We start from the raw sequence: 19705 nt of genomic DNA on the forward strand, positions 1-19705 counted from the left end.
AGCTCGACGAAGTCTGTGACTTCGTCGAAATATATTATTCTATTATACTCAAATTGGTATTAGTGGCGCAAAAGCTGTAAAATTCACTCAGCAAGAGGAGAGCAGGATTAAAGATCCTAGTTCCCCACTCGTGAAAATGAAAAGCGGCACCGCCATAGCGGTGCACTTTTTTTATTTTAAAATATATCCTAAAGCAAGCTTTGGATATATTTTAAAATAAAAAAAGTTTGCATTTTCATGCAAACTTTTCGAGTTAAGTGGGGAGAGCAGGATTCGAACCTGCGAAGACATAGTCAGCAGATTTACAGTCTGCCCTCGTTGGCCGCTTGAGTATCTCCCCCAAACTGAGCGCAAATATATTACTGTTCTTTAATTTTACAAATAAAAATGCTATATTTTTTATAACTCATAACGTAACCTAAATGATAAAAATAGTGGTTGAATGTAATACTCTGTAGCACTTACAGATATATTACTTGTGCTACTATTATTCTGTGACTTCGTATCAAATAAGTTAGTTGCTTTTATTTCATACTCAAGCTTAGCATCTTTATTTTTTCGATAAGATAAAGAGGCATTTAAAAACTCATAACTATTTATGGTACCAGAGGCATTACTAAAATTATTATAGGTATAGTCTGCCCTAAACGTAAAAGATTTTAATATAAGTGCATCAACTTCTACCGAAGGCGCCTTTGTAAAGAACTTCGTATTATTAGCCCCTTGATTGTTGTCTTGAATCCCATAGCGGTATCCAACATCAAGATTAGGTGCTTTTCTGAAATTAGTCCGTAATCCTACTCTATACGCTTGCGAAAAACTTTCATTTACAGACTGTACATTTTGTACAAATTGGTTGTATTTTGAATAACTAAAATTACCTCTAAGATTCGCTTTTAACTTTCCGAAGGTACGCTCAAACCTTCCGCTTGCACTTAAACTTTCGTCTGCAAAACCCGAATTAAATGGCGCACTGACCCGTATCACGCTCCCTGGCTCAAAAACAGATGTGCTTCTTATATTATCTATACTTTTGTTATAATTAATATTAGCAAATACGTTCGTGTAATTAAACATATTAAAACTAAAGTAGGATAAGCTTATATTATGTGACAAGGCACTTTCCAAGTCTGGATTACCAGAAAATAAAGCATTGTAATTATTAAGCACCAGACCGCTTGCAAATTTTGACACATCAGTAAATTGTGTTTGCATCCTATAGTCTAAAGTAATTTGCTCGCTCTTTTTAAGTTGCATTATCATATTAAAATCTGGTAGTAATCTAAAAAAATTATCCGTTACCCTATTATTAAATTGTGTGTTCTTTGCACTGTAAGCATGTGCCGAAAGACCTGGTGTAAATGTAAAAATACCTGACTTTAACCTATAATGTATCCCTAAGTACACATCACTAAAATTATATTTAATAGCATTTGTATCTACACCATCATTAATCGTTGGGGTTGGATTAAATTGAGAACCATCATCTAAGAACTGGAAAATATTAGAGTCGAATTCTTGACGACTCAATATGGTTCCCAAGGTCAAATTAATATCACTTTTAGTATTTAATATATTCCAATAATCTAACTTTGAATCTATTTGGTTAGACTTGACCCGTTTATCTTGCGCTATATTATAATCTAGTTGCGCACCATCCAAACCTAAATTATTTGCGGTGTCATCATAATTAGCTTTGTCTTCTAATATAGCATTATAAAAGGGATCTTCGTCTTGTAGCAAATGCTGAACTTCTAACGCAAAAATGTTAGTATCGTCTAGTGTATAGTAATAGTTTAAGTTCTGATTAATACTGTAGGGGCTCGATTTCTCTAACTGATCAATATCTCCATTAACAGACGAGAAAAACCTTTGATCTTGTGATTCTTTCGATACGCGACCCAAAACATCATAATCTAATTGATTATTAGCATTGGGTTTATACTTGGCAGATAGTTTTACCATACCTAAATCACTACGTTGAATGGTATTACTTCTTGTGCTTTCATCTGGGATACCTAGATCTGGGTTTGTATATTGCACATCTCTATTTTCTTGTAATGCTGTCTTACTGTTAGAGAATATAGCAAAACCGCTTAAATCCAAAGTCTTATTAGGTGACCAGCTAAAATTTGCTGCGCCAAATTTAGTATTAATATCTTTTGCCCTATTATTTTGGGCCGTTAAAAACCCAAGGCTATTACCTCCTAAATTAATGTTGGTTCCGCTTTGACGGCTTGGATTTCTAAATCCGCCAGTAAAATTGAAATAATCGCGTCGCGTAAAAGCTATTTCGCCTATATTGTTTAAGTCGCTAATAACATTTATACTGTACTCTGGACTGTAATAAAATAGTTTTGGCTGGAATAAATACAGCTCATTTTCATCTGCAACACCTCCTCCAGCAGTGATGTTCCCAAACCAAAAATTCTTTTTCCCTTCTTTTAATTTAATATTTATGGCAATGTTATCTTGATTATTGGTTACACCGCTTAACTGTCCAACATCGGCGTAATTTTTAAGCACCTCAACCTTATCTACAGCATTAGAGGGAATATTTTTTGTTGCTAATTTCGAATCACCGTCAAAAAAATCTTTACCTTCAACCATCACTTTAGAGACTACTTTACCTTCTACTTCTACCTCCCCATCATCATTCACTTCTATACCTGGCAAATTTTCAAGGACATCTTCTAATTTCCTTTCTGTGCCTCGATTAAAAGAATCTGCATTATAAATAATCGTATCTCCTTTTATGGTTACTGGCATTTCGTAAACCAATTCTATTTCATCTAAATTATTATCATACTGCAATATATAGTCCTTAGTAATGTTGTCTTCCTTAACTTCCAATAGTTCTTCACTCGTTTTTGTACCAATATAACTCACTTGGATTTTATATGCCGTATTCTTTTTCAAACTAAGCTTATATCGCCCTTGGTCATTTGTAATTCCATAGGAATCTAAAGCATTTGTTTCTTGATTTATGGCAATGACATTAGCCAACTCAAAAGGGTCACCTATACTATCCTTTACAATACCTTCCAGCTTGATTTGTGCAAAAAGCGAACTTGCTACCAGCAAGAGCAACATGGTTATTTTAAACTTCATTAAATGTTTTTGATTAATTGTTATGTATATAAACTACCTTCTTGAACGACCACCTCTCCTGCCAAAGTTTTCTTGCATCTCTTCGGTTTTCTTTTTTACAATCGCATGGTACACTTCTTTTGATACTTCCTTGCCTTTTGATGGCACTTTAATGACAGCTTTCTCTTCTGGATTTATAATAATTTTAGAACATAAAATAGTCGTTCTCCCTTCATTAACTTCCAAAATTAAACCCGGAAGCCCCCAATAGTCGCCCGGGCCTTGATTTACGGGAATTTGAGGCGTGTACCATACGACTACCTCAATAAGATCAGGTTGTTCTTCTTTTACTGAAAGATTTTTTACACTGGTAGAATCCCTCTCTGTATTTTCTTCTTTACTTGGCGGTCTCCTAAAGCTATTGAAATCAAAATCGGTATTGATCTTTGTTGTTGTTGCCTTAAAACAGGTATACTGCCCTATTTGCTTTGTTTCACTACCCATAACCCACTTTAATTGCGGCAAGGAATCTTTAATTAAAAATTGCTTACCAAAAAACTCTTGATCTTGTAACCATGTTTGTTCTTTGACATTTTTATATTGATCGCCCGCTGTGAAACTGCTCATCATACCCCTCCAACGACCACCACCAGCTCCAGGAGATTCAAGTTTTTCTTCTTCCTTATAGATAGATTCTATTTGATTAAATGTTAGGATATATGTTTTTTCAAGCATGTTTTTCATGCGTTCTGTAATACGCTTTTTTATATCTTCACTCATTTGTCTTCCCTCAAACTGGCTCATATCCATAGCCGTCTTAGATTGATAATATGCTTTTCCCTGGAAGTCTTTTTGGGCAAATGACAAAAAAGAAATTAAAAGCAAAAAAATAATAGTTATTGATCTTCTGGATTTTTTTTTCATTGAAATTGGATCTTTTAGCTATGAGTGCATCTTAACTTTTTTATTTAAGCAAAAAGTCAAAGTGAATTCAGATTATTCAGTTTGACTCTAATCATCCTATTTAGTTTAACCCCTAAACTGTTAAATAATTCCTAAAACGAGCCTCCTATGCTAATTTCTGTTCTTTCACTGTCATCTCTGCCTAAATCGTAATGCGCTTTCTTCTTGACAAATTATTAATGTTCGTGGGTTTGGCTATAAATTAATTTATTGAAAAGTGGTAAGGTTTTTGTATTTTTCAAATTAATATGAAATATACCATCCATTTCTTCTTACTTCTTTCTTATGCCCTATATGCCCAAAAGGTGGTTGAAACTTCATTTATAAAAAAAACGGATTTTAAAACTTCCCGATTGGTTGCTATCGATCATTTTGGTACGACATACTTTATAAACAATAATGTCTTTTATAAAAAAGAGGGGAATAAAACCATGACTTATAACAATTTACAGCTTGGCAACATCACAACGGCAAATGCCTTTAACCCTTTAAAAATCAATATATTTTATAAAGATTTTAATACGCTTATAATCCTTGACAACCGACTGGCAGAAATATTCAAAATTGATTTTAATGCCCTTCCTGAGTATAAAAATATATCGCATGTTTCTACAGGGCACGATAATACGATATGGGTTTTTAATCAAGACAATCAAAAACTAGAACTTTTTGATTATAAAATGCGAACGACCCGTGCCCAAACACTGCCTATTCAAAGTATTATTTTAGATTTAAAAAGTAATTACAATTTTTGTTATCTACTCACAGAGAACTATCTATATACTTATAATTATTTTGGAAGCTTGGTAAAGAAAACTAAAAATAAGGCCTATACAGAGCTGGTTGAAAATAACGGAGATATTATTTTAAAAAAGAAAGATTCGCTTGTTTACTTGAAAAAAGATAGCGAAATTACTATTCCAATCTCCATACCAAATTTGTTGATAAATGAGTTTTTTGTAACCAATGAAACCTTGTATATTTACGCAAATGAAATCCTACATGAGTACAAAATAAAAATTGACTAGAAACTATGCATATTGCTATTGCTGGAAATATTGGTGCCGGAAAGACCACTCTTACAAAATTATTAGCAAAACATTATAAATGGGAAGCACAACTGGAAGATGTTGTAGACAATCCGTATTTAGACGATTTTTATAACCAAATGGCACGCTGGAGCTTCAATTTACAGGTATACTTTTTAAATAGTAGGTTTCGCCAAATATTGCAAATTCGTCAAAGCGGAAAAGATATTATTCAAGATAGGACCATTTATGAAGATGCTCATATTTTTGCGCCTAATCTGCATGCTATGGGTTTAATGACAAATCGTGATTACGAAAACTACAAATCGCTTTTTGATTTAATGGAATCCTTGGTCCAAGGCCCAGATGTGCTAATTTATTTGCGTAGCTCTATTCCTAACCTAGTATCCCAAATACATAAACGTGGTCGTGATTACGAAAACTCAATCAGTATTGATTATTTAAGTCGATTGAATGAGCGTTACGAAGCCTGGATCCACGGTTATAATAAAGGGAAACTTTTAATTATAGACGTTGATAATTTAAATTTTGTAGATAACCCAGAAGATTTAGGAAACGTTATCAATACTATTGATGCAGAAATAAATGGGTTGTTTTAGGTCGTTTATTTTATGAACTCATTTAAACTATCCAGTCAAGCCGAGTACCTGTTTTTGGATGGTAGCAACAATTAATAATTTCCTGCCTCCTGGCAGCTACGGTGTACCCACAAATAATACAAATAGTCACTCCAAGTTAATTAAAAACTGTACCCGAAAATACAAATCGGACTTACTCCTCCCTTTTCAAACTACTGTATGTACACAAATAAAGTACAATAAAAAGATTGGACACGAATGACACAAATTTTCACTAATTATTCTGTCTATTGACTGATTTCAAGCCTACATAGTCTAGGGATTCTTATTCATGCTGTGTCCAATCTATTCCATAATGTATTGGGTTCGTGTGAATTTGTGCCATTCGTGTCTTTTTTATAGATGTGTACTCACGGTAGCCTTTTCAAAAGGAGGATAATTTCGATAAAGTTAAAGTTTAAGGAGGGCAGAACCAAGATAGGTCAATGGCAGGCCTCTTTTCAGATCGACTAAAACTTTTGCCTAAACGTAACTTTTGTGCATGATCCATTTTTTAACCCATTGAAAACGTTTAAATGAGTTCTATGTATCACTATAATGGAAATTATAAAAAAACCGCTACCTAACAAAATAATAGCGGTTTTAAAAATTTAAAACGTTTCGTTTTACGGATTATTCAGCATAAAAAATAATTGGTAATGTATAAATAACCCCTACATTTTTATCTCGTTGCTTGCCCGGTGTCATTTTTGGGATAAAATTAATAATGCGCTCTGCTTCATCTTCTAATTTTGGATGCGGAGATCTCGTTTGTATATCTGTTACATGTCCCGTTTTATCAATTTTAAATCTTACATAAATTTTTTGTTTTCCCGATAAGCCATAGTCCGATGCTATATCATTTCCTCTAAATTTTCTTTGAACGAGTTTTGTGATTTTCTCAGACATACATTTTTTTCTTTCCTCATTTGTCTTTGTCTTTTCACAACCTGGATAAATAGGTGCCACTTCAATTGCAAAAAAAGGAACATCATCAATTACTGGCTCCCCTCCAAAATCATCCATCAAACTTGGGTCTATTGGCGTTTCAGGACTCGTATTTTGCTCTGGTGTATCAATACCTAATACTTCTTTCATAACATCGTCATCAACAATCTTAGGGTCTTTAATTAACAGCACCTTTTTTTTCTGAGGTTTTGGTTTCACCTCAGTTTTTGGTTCTTCATAAACTTTAAACTTCTCAACTGAAATTGTCATTGGATCGTCTGGAACAACAATGGTATACGCTTTGGGAATGGTCCTTTCAAACTTCATCTCTAGCAAACCAAAGACGGCCAGTAAACATACAATTAACCCTATTTGGAAGTAAAGGATTGAGTTTTTTTGTAAATTTGCATCATGCTTTTGTGGTTTTTTCACGATTTGCTCATTTTGCCGAATGAGTTCGTGAGTTTTCTTTTGATTACTCATAATAATTATAGTATAAATGTTAATATTATGATAAAATCACAATAAGCATACCAAAAAAGAAATCCCGTTACAAAATTTGTAACGGGATTTTATATTTGGTTCCCCACCTTCGTGGAAATGACAATTTCAATGGAAACCTTGATGATATTTCATCAAGGAATTATTTCTCAATTAATCTTGTACTTGGAAAATAATAGGTAATGAGTATGGAACGTTTACTGGTTTTCCACGTTGCTTTCCTGGTTTCATTTTTGGCAATAGACCAATTACACGAGCAGCTTCTTTTTCTAAACCTGGGTGTGGTGCTCTAGCACGAATTCCAGTAATATTACCTGTTTTATCTATTTTAAAAATAACATTAATACGCTGTCTTCCCGATAAACCTAAATCGCTAGCTAATTCTGTATTGAACTTTCTATTAACAAACTGTGCTATTTTTTTAGACATGCAATCTCTTTTCTTGGTATTGTTTTTCTCTTTTTCGCATCCTGGAAAAACAGGTACATTTTCAATGACTGAAAATGGTACATCTATATCCTCTTCTACCTCTTCTACCTCTACTTCTTCTACCTCAACAATTTCAGTTTCCTGATCTACTTCTGTCGACTCTATAACTGTTTCTTCTATTTCGACTTCGTCTTCAACAATTTCAATAACTTCCGGTGCTGCTGGAGGTGGCGGTGGCGGTGGTGGCGTTTGTATTTGTTCTGTAATTGGAATTTCCTCTTCCAATTCTTCATCCATATTTACCATGCCAATGTCCGTATCAGACTTATCATATGATTTGTAATTGATAGCATAGTTTGTTAAAAATAACATTAATGCTAAACCAATAGCGAAGTAAAGTGAACTATTACGTCCAACATTAGCTTTGGGATTTTTCTTAGGTTCCATAATTTATATCGTTTATCAAGATTGCTAAAATAACTATTTATTTATAAAAAAAACAAGTGTTTATACGTTTTTAACGTGTAAATTACTTTTAAACCACAATACAATTGCAGCTAACAAAGCGCCCAGGGTGTTTGCTACAGCATCATAAACATCTAGGCTTCTTGAAACCGTAACACTCCCTTGTAGTACCTCAATAATCATACCAAATAAAACAGAAAGTATGACGGCAAAAACAATCGCTCTTTTATGTTTAAACTTAAAAGCATACAAAAACGTGTAAAACCATAAAAATGTTAAAACCAAATAGGCAAAAAAGTGAAATATCTTATCTCCAAAAGAAATGCCTACATCTGGAATGTTATCAATCTTAATTAAGCTAATTATAGCTAGGATTAACGAATATAATACGGTTATTATAGGCGTTAATTTTTTAAGCACCTATTAACGCCTTATAATCATCGGTAGACATAAGCCCTTCTACTTGGGAAAGGTCTGAACATTTAACTTTTATCATCCAACCATCACCATAAGGATCACTATTTACTTTTTCTGGCTCGTCTTCTAAAATCTCATTAAATTCTATAATTTCTCCAGACAATGGTAAAAACAGGTCCGATACTGTTTTAACTGCTTCTACGGTTCCAAAAATTTCTTCCGCATCTAATGTTTCGTCAACGGTCTCTACCTCTACATAAACAATATCTCCTAGTTCACTTTGGGCAAAATCCGTGATACCTATAGTTGCTATATCACCTTCGATTTTAACCCATTCATGATCTTTGGTGTATTTTAATTCTGATGGAATATTCATAATATTAGTTTAAATTCATTTATTCAGCAAATGTATTTATTCAGATCCTAAATTCAAATAGATTATCTAATAAAAAACGCTCCATGCTTATTCATTTAAATGATAAGGTAAAATGTGACCGTTTTTAGTTATGACTTGAAATTGAAGTTGAAGCTGAAATCGAAGTTGAAGTTGAAACTGAAATTGATCTTGAAAAATGGACGGGAGAGAAACTTAAAATTTTGAAACAAGGGCTAAGTTTTTTGAACAAAGGCTAAAAACACAAATTGGGGCATTTCGACCTCGACTTCAATTTCGACTTCGATTTCAAGTTCAAGTCCGGTTAATTACCAAAATTATATCTAATGGTAAAACCAGATCGAATGGTTGTTTGCGGAAATGCCGTAGAAATAGCATATTCTGAAAACGAGTAATCAAAATAAAAGAGGGCTGTTAAATTTTTGCTAAATGCATAATCTGCGGAGTATTTTAAACCCCAAATAGTTTGCCCGGATGTTACCTGATTATTTTCTAAATCTAAATATCTGATAATCGTTTTATTATCCCTTACAGAGATATCTGCTTTCATATTTAAATCACTTACCACACGTTTTCGCGGTCCGGCTAGTTTAGAACGTATTTTTAAATCTTTAATTCTATAACCTAAGCCTATCACGTATTCTTTTCCTTGTACCTCGGTCATTAAATTATTATCAAAACTAAGCGATATTAATCTGTCCTTTTTAATTTCAGCTAAGATCTTGACAGAGTTCTTCATTTCAAAATCAAGCCTAACCAAAGGGCTAAATAACTCGGTTAGGTTAATATTGCTAAGTAAACGTTCGTTTTTATAATTCCCAGATTGGTCTTTAGTATTATTTGACTGACTATCATAATCCAAAGCGGGGTCTATAGCTTCATAATCTAAATTGGATTGATACTGATTTATAGTATATGTTGAACGGTACCCATGTGTTAATGAAAAACGTTTAAAATGTTTTTTAAACCATTTAAACTTCATAAAACCTGAATACTTTAAATCCCAGTTAGGAATAGGCACATCCCTAAATGCCCCTAATTTCATACTACTGGCATCTTTTCCAGAATAAGCAGCTAAAAACGCTGGCAACAATACGGCTTGATTACTTTTTCCATAACCTTTTGGAAAACCATCAGCATCTAGGTCATTTAAATCTGCACCATTCTTTTCTGCCAATCTTCTGGCTATTATAAGTCTATTGGCCCTAAAGTCATTAAAAGCCTCAGAAGTGGTTTCATCACTTTTGCTAAACGCCGTTTTTAGTAAAATAGTCGAGATATTAAAATTACCAAAAGTATTCGGAGTTAACGATTCGTATTCGTAAGTACCGGGATTTCCGTTAACTCTAAAGTTTTCGGTGTAATTTTCGTAATAAGTACGATTCCCTACAAGGTCTATTTTTAATCCTTTTACTGGCTCTAAACTCGCAGATACATCAAGTTGTTTGGTGTTAGTGGCTGTATACTGTTGATTAAATTCAGGAAAAACAGTTAGCCAACCTCTTCTTGCGGCGAGATCCCTAATATCACTTTGACTCCCAAATGTAAACCCTGTTGTTGGCTTTAAAGTACCTATAAAGCCTGGTGTTTGCAAGTAGCCTGGCAAAAATGTTCCGTTGTTTTCTGAATAGTTAAGCTGAATTCTCTTGATACTTGTTAAAACATCAACGCCCGCATTTAGTAATTTGGTCACCGATTGATTCTTTGCTTTTGGTGCTGCTTTTTTATTTCCTCCCGGTCCCGGCGGTGCACCACCGTTTGAAGTCGATCTGGCTCGTACTCTTTTAATAGGTTTTTTTACCAATCCGATATATTTATAAAGCCTATTCATATCTAACGTCGAATTGATATTATGAACATTTGAATTTTGAATCGTATTTCCTAAGTCATACGTTTGTCCGTCCAGTTCTAAATCGCCGTATAAATCGGAGCCTTTTTGCCATTGAAAAGTACCTGTATATTGATACGTGGCATCAAGAAAACTAAACGTCGGGATTTTATTAATGGGCAACTGGTAAGTAACCCCTAAATTTTGACTTTGCCTATTAGGATCTCCAAAATCCAAGAACCCATCCCAAACATCTAACGTTGCATCTTGTTCCCCATTAATAATATTATCTTTAAAATAATTACGCACTATATTGTTATTGGCAGCTGTAAAGTTTAATTGCAATGATTTTGTGAGATTGTAATTGATAGTGTATTGGAAATCGAATGTGTAGTTTCTTCTAAATAATTCCTCTATACCAATGTTGGCACCCCCAAGGTCAACCTCCCTAAACTTTTGCCTATTAAATTGCCTATTAATATCTGTATTAATAGTAAAGCTTGCTGGTAATAAGCTAACGTTAAAGTCCTTTAAAATCTTCCAATATTTCCCAGTAAACAACGAGTCATTTTTCTTAAAAGGCTCTACTTCGATTGGATTAAAATTAAACGTATAATTTGCGCCAGCCCTAACCGTTTTGTTAACCGAGTTTTCAATCTCAAAATCCCTGTGCTCTACTTTATTATATGAATAATTTAAAGTTAAATTTTCCACATCGTAAAAACGAGGTGTTGCCTCTGTTGTCCTTATCTTTCTAACGCCTATAAAATTAATGCTTTGCCTTCTGGTATAGTCTTCAGACTGTTCTTTAATTCCATCTCTTTCTGCTTTTGTATTGGCGGCATCCAGTCTGGAATCTAAAGTTAGATCCTGGTAAACCTGATCGTATTTAGGTGTGATAAGCTCTTCACTTTGCCCATAATTAAAAGGCACTTGAACGCCCCATTTTTTTGGTAATAATTGTCCAACATTGATATTTGTTACGACATCATATTGCTGCACATCTTCTAAACTACGCTGACTTGGCCCTTGCTCAATACCACCAAAACCAGAAGTACTTTTTCTTCCGGTAGCACTTATATTTGCAAAATCTGCAATATTGGCATCTACACTTAATACAGCTGCCCAACCGCCTTCATTGTCTAAATCGGATAGGCGGAGTTCGTTAAACCAAACCTCTGCACAAACATCATTTCTTGTGGTCGTGTTTTTAACGCCCATCATAAGCGTTCTTACATCTCCAAAATTCGGATTTCCTTTGATCCCTATTCTATGTTGACCAGTTACATACCCGCTAAATGGATCGCCTACAGGAATTAAATCATTACCTACAACATCATAAAATGTTGGGTCTTCGTTTAACAATGTGCCATCAGATATACCAAGTGCTTTAATGCGCCCTAATAGCTCAATAGCTAAATTAATTTCATTTTCCTCAGGCCAAAGCCCGTCTCTTGTCGTAGACGTTGAAACTTGTAACGGTATTTCTATCTGGTAATAGTTTTCGGTGAGATCATTACCCATTCTAATAAATCCAACTAATTCATTATTGGATAAACTTGTCGTTCCTGATTCATTGTCTTCGGCATGCATAAACATTCTTAAGCGTTTATACTGACGCATATCAATATTAATATTTTTATATACTGCCTTTGAATCTTCAGACTCAATATCACAAACTTTTACAACTAAAGACTGCTCGTTTTGTTGCACTACGGTATTATTATTAAACAACTCTTCGGGTTCTATCCCTGGGGGTCTTTGATAACTCCCTTCGTTTTCCAATGTACCAATAACACCTACTGAAAGCTCCGTTTGAGGATCATCCGGAGTCGGATCATTTTTGTCTAAAGCTTGTGTATAACGTCTCCAATCACTTCTTACCAAATCTAATGTACCAAAACGAAATACGGTATTTTCCGTAAATTCTTTAAGATATACTCTTGTAAAACGCACTGATCTTAAATCACTAATATTGCCAATAGCCGTGGCATGGCTCCCTTGTACCGGAATCCTAAATTGGTACCACCTAACATTTCTAGTCTCTCCGTTAGCCAATTGACGAGGTCTATCCTTAAAATCCCTTAAAAAGTCTTTTAATGGATTGCTATTAGGCATGTTTTCAAAATCTGCTTCCGATGTAGGCAGATTTTGTCTTGTTATATCTAATTCATATTCAAAATAACTATCGATCGTATTCATCGTATTGTCACGATTAATGTCTTCGACATCCGGTTGCGTATTGGCTGCCCTATCTGTATTTGTAAATGTCTCTGGTGTATTGCCTTCTACACCATTGTACTTTTTATAACGCTCAAAAATATCGCCATCTGTATTTAAAAAATAGGTATAATTGTCGTTTGCCGGATCCTCTCCAAAACCGCTACCAAAAATATTAGCTTCTTGTGCATCATTATATCCATCGTAACCAACATCTTGATTGGTCCTTTCTTGACCTGTAGTATCGAATGCATAAATTAATGATTGATTTTGTGGCACCACCGTTCCCCACGATGTTACCGGTAATAAATCTATATTTCCATCTTCTGGCAAGCCGTTTTCGTAAAGTTTACGCCCATCTTTAATAACATCTTCTGAAATATTCCCAAGATTGAATACTAATTTTCCACCGGGGTTTGTTGGATTATCCTGAAACGGATCTTGTAACCAAAACTCAATGTATTCTACATTTTGTTGTTCAAAATCTGTAGATGTTAGTTGGCGCATCATACCTGCCCAGCTATCTTGAGGGTTATCTAAAATACCATCGGCCGCAGAAGCCTCAAAATTATAGGGGCCTCTCTCTTCTGGATAATAGGCCAAATCCAATGTGAAAAGTACCGAGTTCTGGCCTTGCACCAAGTCTCTTTCTGGAAAGAGCTCATTTATAAATACACGACTGGTATATAGGCTGGACATATCTTCATCTGAGATCCCAGTAGGACGCTGGCTACTATAAAAAATAGGATCTATACTATACCAGTTAAGCATGGCTCTTTGGTAACCATTTTGAATCCCATTATCATCTTCGGTTGGATTACTTGGAACATTCAACCCTAAAGGTCTACTGGATAAAAACCATGATTGTTGGGATTTTAAATCTATGGCATTTTGTGAGCCTTCAAAATCATCCACATAAGAGGTGGCCTCTCCATTTAAGTTAGTACCTTTTGGTGCACCTGGTGCTAAATAGGCAAACTCACCCCTAAGTGACAGGTTCGACTCTACATCTGTATCGATATTCGGTAATTTATTGGCCAATCGCGTTAAAAACGGCACTTTGGTAGAGTAATTACCATTAAACCCAAAAATAGTATTGTTTATAGGTTCTGTACCATAATTGGCTTTTTGTGTTATGGGCCTTTCATTGAGATTTAAGAGCGTTCCCCCTAGCACAAAATTCTCGTTAAATTTGTGCTCGACATTTATCCCTGTGAAACGCCTTGTTTGCTGGCCGAAAACCGCATTGTTCTCCGTCGACACTTGAATGGGCGTATTGGATGCTTTTAAAGCTTCATCTAAAATCTGAACACGTCCTAATTGATAATTTACGGTATAATCGATCCCTTCAACTAAAACGCGACCACCTGCCGTCACTTTTACAGAACCTCTTGGCACATTAAAAGCCCCTATAGGAATACCATCGCTCCCCCCACTTGACTTATAACGTCCTTTTAATCTGAACTTATTTTTCTCGACAGCCTCTAAAGCAGCTGTTTTTGTGCTTTTATAAAGCACATCGTATACATACTTATTTTGATTATCATTATATGACACGTTATTGTCGTAATCACCACCTCCCAATACATTAAAAAGATATTCTCCAAAAGGTTCGGCACTCGTAAAAACTATTTTTCCATTTTGGGGAATCACCGTTATGCCTGGATAAAAATCAAAAAAACCATCCCCTCTAGTTTGTGGGTCATTATTAAAATTAAGTTTATCTAGATTAAACACCCTTAATAATGGTACATTCTGTATTAAATTTTCTTCTGGTGTCGATCCGTTAACCGGGTTACCATTTATATCAAGAGCAAAACCAGTACCAACTGGCGATATAAAATTTAATGGTGAGGCTTCGTTATAAAAAATATTAAGTTTAAAATCATCTGGACTTAAATTGAAAGCACCTGTGTCGTAGATATTCTTCATCATTAAATCCCAAACAGGTTGATCTACGCTGGTAATGCTACTTTTTAACAATTTTAAAATTAAATTAGAATTAACAACCTGGGTTACTTGGCCAGAAGTATTGGTTGTTACATCTGTAGCATCAACACCATCATTTGCAAACTCGCCTACTTGATATACCTCTCCTCCCAATGTATATTGAAATGCCACTGCTAAAACCTCATCATTATTTAAACGCTGATTTAATGATATGTATCCTAACTCTGAATTTAAAGTATATTCTTGACCATTTATTAATTTTCTAGCGTTTTCCAATTTTGCATAATCAAATCCTTCAGTAACGCCCGGCACTGTTATTCCCGACTGTACGGTGGCTACATCTCTAATGGCGTTTGTAATCTGAGATCCAGCACCGCCAATATTGGTTGGGTCAAAAGCATTATTAGGGTTGTTCGGTATAGCTCCTGGTCTAAGAATATTAACCGAAGAGCCTACTTTATTAGGATCTGATTCTCCTAAATCTTGAAGCGCTACAATATTTCTAACATTTTCGGTTCTGTTACTTCTATTGGTTACCCAAACTTCAAGTCTTGTAATTTGTAATCCCCTATTATTTATAAACGGATAGTTCTTTAAAGCGGCATCATAGGTATCTCTAAAATATTGTGCTATAAAGAAGTGCCTGTTCTCATCGTAATCCCTAATAAACAAATCAAATTCCTCAACAGTACCGCCTCCTTGGGCTACCACCGTATTGGCCTGTGATTTTTGTTCTGAAAACACGCCTGTAACGGTTGTTTTTCCAAACTGCAATTGTGCTTTTACACCAAATAAACTTTGCGCTCCGGTAATTAATGAGCTATTTAAGGGCATACTTACATTACCTACTTCAATTTTTTGAATAATATCATCTTCTGTAGGTGTATATTCTAATTTTATAAGATTTTGAAAATCGAAAGTTGACTGTGTATCGTAATTTGCCGTTACCTGTAATCGTGTCCCCACTTTCCCTAACAAACTTAAACTAATTCGTTGATCAAAATCGAACGTAAAATTACTCCTATTTCTAGGTGAAAATGAAGGGTTGTCCTGTTTCGAAAACAAGACCCCTAAATCCATTTCTACAGATCCTTGTGGAACAACCTCAATAGTATTGCCTCCAAAAACAGTTTCAAAAAAATCCGATTTTACATAAAACTCCGGTAATAGGTTTTTTTGCCCGTCTTTGGCATCTTCTTTTTTACCATCAAAAGCATCAATTTTTTCTTTATAATAGGATTTTAAATTTTCTTTAGCAACTAAAGCATAGTACTCTTGAGGTGTTAAAATAATAGGGACATTCATATCAAAATCCCCTATCTTTTCGGTATAAATGTATCTATTTATAGTGGCATCGTACGTGTATTTAGATTCTACACTATTAGGATGGGGTGTTTTTAAACGCCCTATATTATAACCTGTTTTGACCGAATCCTGTTGAACAGGTTCTTGAGACCACCCGACTACAGAATAAAGGAGTATAAAAATTAAAAAGGCACTTCGACTGTGCTTTGTATGACAGTTTTTAATTGATTTATAAAATTTGAGATGTGTTTTGTTCAAAGTCTATTATAAATTTTTCAAAGCCTGTTTGATAATGGTTTCCACATTGGCATCTGGTTGTGCCATTATAATTTTATCTACAACGCGTTCTGCTTGTTTCCTTACAAAACCAAGGACTTCTAAAGCAGATAACGCTTCATCTTTATTGGTATTGCCTTGAGAAACGGAAACTTCATCTATATCATAAATCTTTAAGATCTTATCTTTTAAATCTATAATAACACGTTGTGCTGTTTTTGCTCCTATGCCTTTTATAGATTGAATTAAAGCAACATCACTTGAAGCAATTCCTTCTCTTACCTGTTTTGGTGTTAATGATGACAACATGGTACGTGCTATACTCGCTCCAATACCACTTACGGATATTAACAGTCTGAAAATCTCTCTTTCTGCCACTGACGAAAACCCATAAAGCGTATGCGAATCTTCTTTAACTTGGAGGTGCGTAAATAGCTTTAAGTCTTCACCGTCTGGAATTTGAGAAAAAGTATGTAATGAGATATTTAGCATATAACCTACTCCATGACATTCAATAACTACATGCGTTGGATTTTTTTCTGTAAGTTTTCCTTTAATATGTGATATCATGTATAACGGTTGGTTAACTAATCAAATGTAATAAAATTATCGCACTAAGTTATTCCCTTCCAGCATTTTCTAATTCCCACTTTTCTTTATGTTGGGCATCAATAACAGCGATTGCCGTCATATTCACAATCTCATCAACACTGGCCCCCAATTGCAGAATATGCACTGGCTTTTTCATACCCATCATAATAGGCCCTATAGAATCAGCTTCATGCAATTCTTTTAATAATTTATAAGTAATATTTGCCGAATCCAGATTTGGAAAAACCAATGCATTTACTTTCTTTCCTACCAGCTTTGAAAATGGAAATTTCTCCCTTAACATATCATCATTTAATGCAAAGTCTGTTTGTAATTCACCATCTACGTTCATATCTGGAAAATGACGATGTAAATAAGATACCGCTTCTCGAATCTTGGATGCTTTTTCATTACCTGAAGATCCAAAATTAGAATAGGACACCATAGCTAGCACAGGATCCAAACCAAACATCTTGATAACTTTAGCAGTCATTTGAGTAATTTTGGCTAAGTCTTTGGCACTAGGGTTTATATTTATAGAGGTATCACTTAAAAACAAAGGACCTCTTTTTGTCATCATTAAATTGGTTGTTGCTACACGAGTCACACCATGTACCATCCCAATAAGTTCCAACATAGGCTTTACTACTGTCGGGTAATTGCGAGAGTACCCAGAAATAAGGGCATCGGCATCACCTTCATTAACCATCATAGCCGCAAAATAATTACGCTCTCTCATTAAACGTTGGGCAGAATAATATGTCACGCCTCTTCGCTTACGTTGCTCCCAATATACTTTTGCGTATTTGTCTTTACGTTCGTTCTCTTCTTCTGTTTTTGGGTCAATTATGGGAATATCCGCATCAAACTCAATTTCTGCCATTAGAGATTCTATGGTTTCTTTTCTTCCTAATAGAATAGGGTGCGCAATGCCTTCTTCATATACTATTTGAGCTGCTTTTAAAACATCCAGTTGGTCTGCTTCAGCAAATACAACACGTTTAGGGCTAAGCTTTGCTCTGTTTAATAGCAACCTCACCAACTTATTATCAGAACCTAAGCGCTCTAACAATACATCCTTATACTTTTCCCAGTCGGTAATAGGTTGTTTCGCCACACCACTTTCCATGGCAGCTTTGGCTACAGCTGGAGGTACTTCGGCAATAAGTCGAGGATCAAAAGGTTTAGGGATTATATAGTTTTTACCAAACGTGAGTCTGGTTTCTCCGTAAGCGATATTAACTTGCTCCGGAACAGGCTCTTTAGCTAATTTTGCTAATGCATTAACAGCAGCCATTTTCATGGCTTCATTTATTTTTGTAGCTCGAACATCCAACGCTCCTCTAAATATAAACGGGAATCCTAATACGTTATTTACCTGATTAGGATGATCGCTCCTACCTGTCGCCATAATGATATCTTTACGAGTCGCTACAGCGAGGTCGTATTTTATTTCTGGATCTGGATTAGCCATAGCAAAAACAATGGGGGTTTTTGCCATTGCTAACAACATCTCTGGCGATACAATGTTTGCCATTGAAAGACCAATAAAAACATCGGCATCTTTCATAGCTTCATCTAGCGTATCTATTTTTCTATGGGTAGCAAATTCTGCTTTTTCTTTGGAAAGATTTTCTCTATCATTTCTTATAACACCCTTACTGTCCAACATCACCATATTTTCTCGTTTTGCACCACAGGCTTGGTATAAACGAGAACAAGAAATAGCAGCAGCACCTGCTCCACTTATTACAATTTTAACTTTTCCAATCTTTTTTCCTGCTAATTCTACGGCATTTAACAACGCAGCAGCAGAAATAATAGCTGTGCCGTGCTGATCATCGTGCATAACAGGAATATCCAGTTCCTCCTTAAGGCGCCTTTCTATTTCGAAAGCTTCAGGAGCTTTAATATCTTCTAAATTGATACCACCAAAAGTAGGTGCAATCATTTTTACTGTTTGAATAAACTCGTCAATGTTTTCTGTCCCTACTTCAATATCAAACACATCAATATCGGCAAAAATCTTAAATAAAAGACCTTTTCCTTCCATCACTGGTTTTGATGCTTCCGGACCAATATTCCCTAAACCTAAAACGGCCGTTCCATTAGAAATTACGGCAACCAAATTCCCTTTTGCTGTATATTTATAAGCGTTATCCTTATTTTTTTCAATTTCTAAACAGGGTTCTGCCACACCTGGTGAATAGGCTAAAGACAAATCTCTTTGACTAGCATACTTCTTGGTCGGAACGACCTTTATTTTTCCCGGGGTTGGTTTTGCGTGGTATATAAGCGCCTCTCTCCGTTTACTTTCTTCACTCATAATGGACTAATTTTTTGAAACCTCAAATATAGCAATCCTATCTAACCTTTTAGATGTTTAGTACAATAAAAGATTTTTTTTAGAATTAATTATCTCAAGACAAAGCCATAGTGGTTTTACCCGCTTTATACCAAATGAATTTTAAAATGATTGGTAATAAATTTGATTTATATTTTCTTTAGATGTGATAAAAAACATATGCATAGCCTAGTTCAATGTCATTAAGTTAAGGAAATTTGTTCTTTATTTGTCACATTGAGCGCAGTCGAAATGCTAATAAAAACTAGAACTCCAATAGGTCTTCGACTTTAGCCTGTCTTGAGCGGAGCCGAAAGG

Annotated in this window: 11 protein-coding genes and 1 tRNA gene; 2 read left to right on the forward strand and 10 right to left on the reverse strand. The window is 34.9% G+C overall.

The features are described from left to right. Nucleotides 1–258: 258 nt before the first annotated feature. From PQO00_RS06130 to PQO00_RS06140, 3 genes are all read right to left on the reverse strand, one after another. Nucleotides 259–340 (reverse strand) — tRNA-Tyr (locus PQO00_RS06130). Between the two features lie 59 nt (nt 341–399). Further along, on the reverse strand, nt 400–3111 hold the full coding sequence (locus PQO00_RS06135) for a TonB-dependent receptor (RefSeq protein WP_274183949.1): 2712 nt from the start codon (nt 3109–3111) through the stop codon (nt 400–402). A gap of 33 nt (nt 3112–3144) precedes the next feature. Beyond that, nucleotides 3145–4014: a GLPGLI family protein gene (locus tag PQO00_RS06140; protein WP_274183950.1), complete on the reverse strand. Its 870-nt coding sequence runs from the start codon at nt 4012–4014 to the stop codon at nt 3145–3147. Between the two features lie 287 nt (nt 4015–4301). Between PQO00_RS06140 and PQO00_RS06145 the strand changes: the two genes are divergently transcribed. Both PQO00_RS06145 and PQO00_RS06150 read left to right on the forward strand, forming a co-directional pair. Then, nucleotides 4302–5081, forward strand: coding sequence for a hypothetical protein (locus PQO00_RS06145; RefSeq protein WP_274183951.1), 780 nt, complete (start codon nt 4302–4304; stop codon nt 5079–5081). A gap of 5 nt (nt 5082–5086) precedes the next feature. Continuing rightward, nucleotides 5087–5701 carry a deoxynucleoside kinase gene (locus PQO00_RS06150; protein WP_274183952.1) on the forward strand — a complete coding sequence of 205 codons (615 nt, stop codon included), beginning with the start codon at nt 5087–5089 and terminating at the stop codon, nt 5699–5701. 651 nt (nt 5702–6352) lie between these two features. Here PQO00_RS06150 and PQO00_RS06155 read toward each other — a convergent pair. The 7 genes from PQO00_RS06155 to PQO00_RS06185 all read right to left on the reverse strand — a co-directional run bounded on the left by PQO00_RS06155 (nt 6353) and on the right by PQO00_RS06185 (nt 19369). Further along, complete coding sequence (locus PQO00_RS06155) at nt 6353–7150, reverse strand: energy transducer TonB (RefSeq protein WP_274183953.1); 798 nt, start codon at nt 7148–7150, stop codon at nt 6353–6355. Between the two features lie 171 nt (nt 7151–7321). Further along, nucleotides 7322–8044: an energy transducer TonB gene (locus tag PQO00_RS06160; RefSeq protein WP_274183954.1), complete on the reverse strand. Its 723-nt coding sequence runs from the start codon at nt 8042–8044 to the stop codon at nt 7322–7324. A 60-nt stretch (nt 8045–8104) separates the two neighbouring features. Then, on the reverse strand, nt 8105–8482 hold the full coding sequence (locus PQO00_RS06165) for a VanZ family protein (RefSeq protein WP_274183955.1): 378 nt from the start codon (nt 8480–8482) through the stop codon (nt 8105–8107). Continuing rightward, the gene (gene gcvH, locus PQO00_RS06170) at nt 8475–8855 is read right to left on the reverse strand and encodes a glycine cleavage system protein GcvH (protein WP_274183956.1); all 381 of its coding nucleotides are present in this window, start codon (nt 8853–8855) and stop codon (nt 8475–8477) included. The genes PQO00_RS06165 and gcvH overlap by 8 nt, the downstream gene beginning before the upstream one ends. Before the next feature lie 322 nt (nt 8856–9177). Then, complete coding sequence (sprA, locus tag PQO00_RS06175) at nt 9178–16434, reverse strand: cell surface protein SprA (protein WP_274183957.1); 7257 nt, start codon at nt 16432–16434, stop codon at nt 9178–9180. A gap of 6 nt (nt 16435–16440) precedes the next feature. After that, nucleotides 16441–17022, reverse strand: a complete 582-nt coding sequence (gene ruvA, locus PQO00_RS06180; RefSeq protein ID WP_274183958.1) for a Holliday junction branch migration protein RuvA — start codon at nt 17020–17022, stop codon at nt 16441–16443. Nucleotides 17023–17071: 49 nt separating this feature from the next. Then, nucleotides 17072–19369 (reverse strand): NADP-dependent malic enzyme, encoded by a 2298-nt coding sequence (locus PQO00_RS06185; protein WP_274183959.1) that lies wholly within the window; start codon nt 19367–19369, stop codon nt 17072–17074. Nucleotides 19370–19705 lie beyond the last annotated feature (336 nt).

The sequence above is a fragment of the Flavivirga sp. 57AJ16 genome (assembly GCF_028736925.1).
Classification (GTDB): Bacteria; Bacteroidota; Bacteroidia; order Flavobacteriales; family Flavobacteriaceae; genus Flavivirga.

Excerpts from the sequence above, each read along its gene's own strand:
- PQO00_RS06135 (WP_274183949.1), bottom strand. The coding sequence starts at position 3,111 with ATGAAGTTTAAAATAACCATGTTGCTCTTGCTGGTAGCAAGTTCGCTT.
- PQO00_RS06140 (WP_274183950.1), bottom strand. The coding sequence starts at position 4,014 with ATGAAAAAAAAATCCAGAAGATCAATAACTATTATTTTTTTGCTTTTA.
- PQO00_RS06145 (WP_274183951.1), top strand. The coding sequence starts at position 4,302 with ATGAAATATACCATCCATTTCTTCTTACTTCTTTCTTATGCCCTATAT.
- PQO00_RS06150 (WP_274183952.1), top strand. The coding sequence starts at position 5,087 with ATGCATATTGCTATTGCTGGAAATATTGGTGCCGGAAAGACCACTCTT.
- PQO00_RS06155 (WP_274183953.1), bottom strand. The coding sequence starts at position 7,150 with ATGAGTAATCAAAAGAAAACTCACGAACTCATTCGGCAAAATGAGCAA.
- PQO00_RS06160 (WP_274183954.1), bottom strand. The coding sequence starts at position 8,044 with ATGGAACCTAAGAAAAATCCCAAAGCTAATGTTGGACGTAATAGTTCA.
- gcvH (WP_274183956.1), bottom strand. The coding sequence starts at position 8,855 with ATGAATATTCCATCAGAATTAAAATACACCAAAGATCATGAATGGGTT.
- ruvA (WP_274183958.1), bottom strand. The coding sequence starts at position 17,022 with ATGATATCACATATTAAAGGAAAACTTACAGAAAAAAATCCAACGCAT.
- PQO00_RS06185 (WP_274183959.1), bottom strand. The coding sequence starts at position 19,369 with ATGAGTGAAGAAAGTAAACGGAGAGAGGCGCTTATATACCACGCAAAA.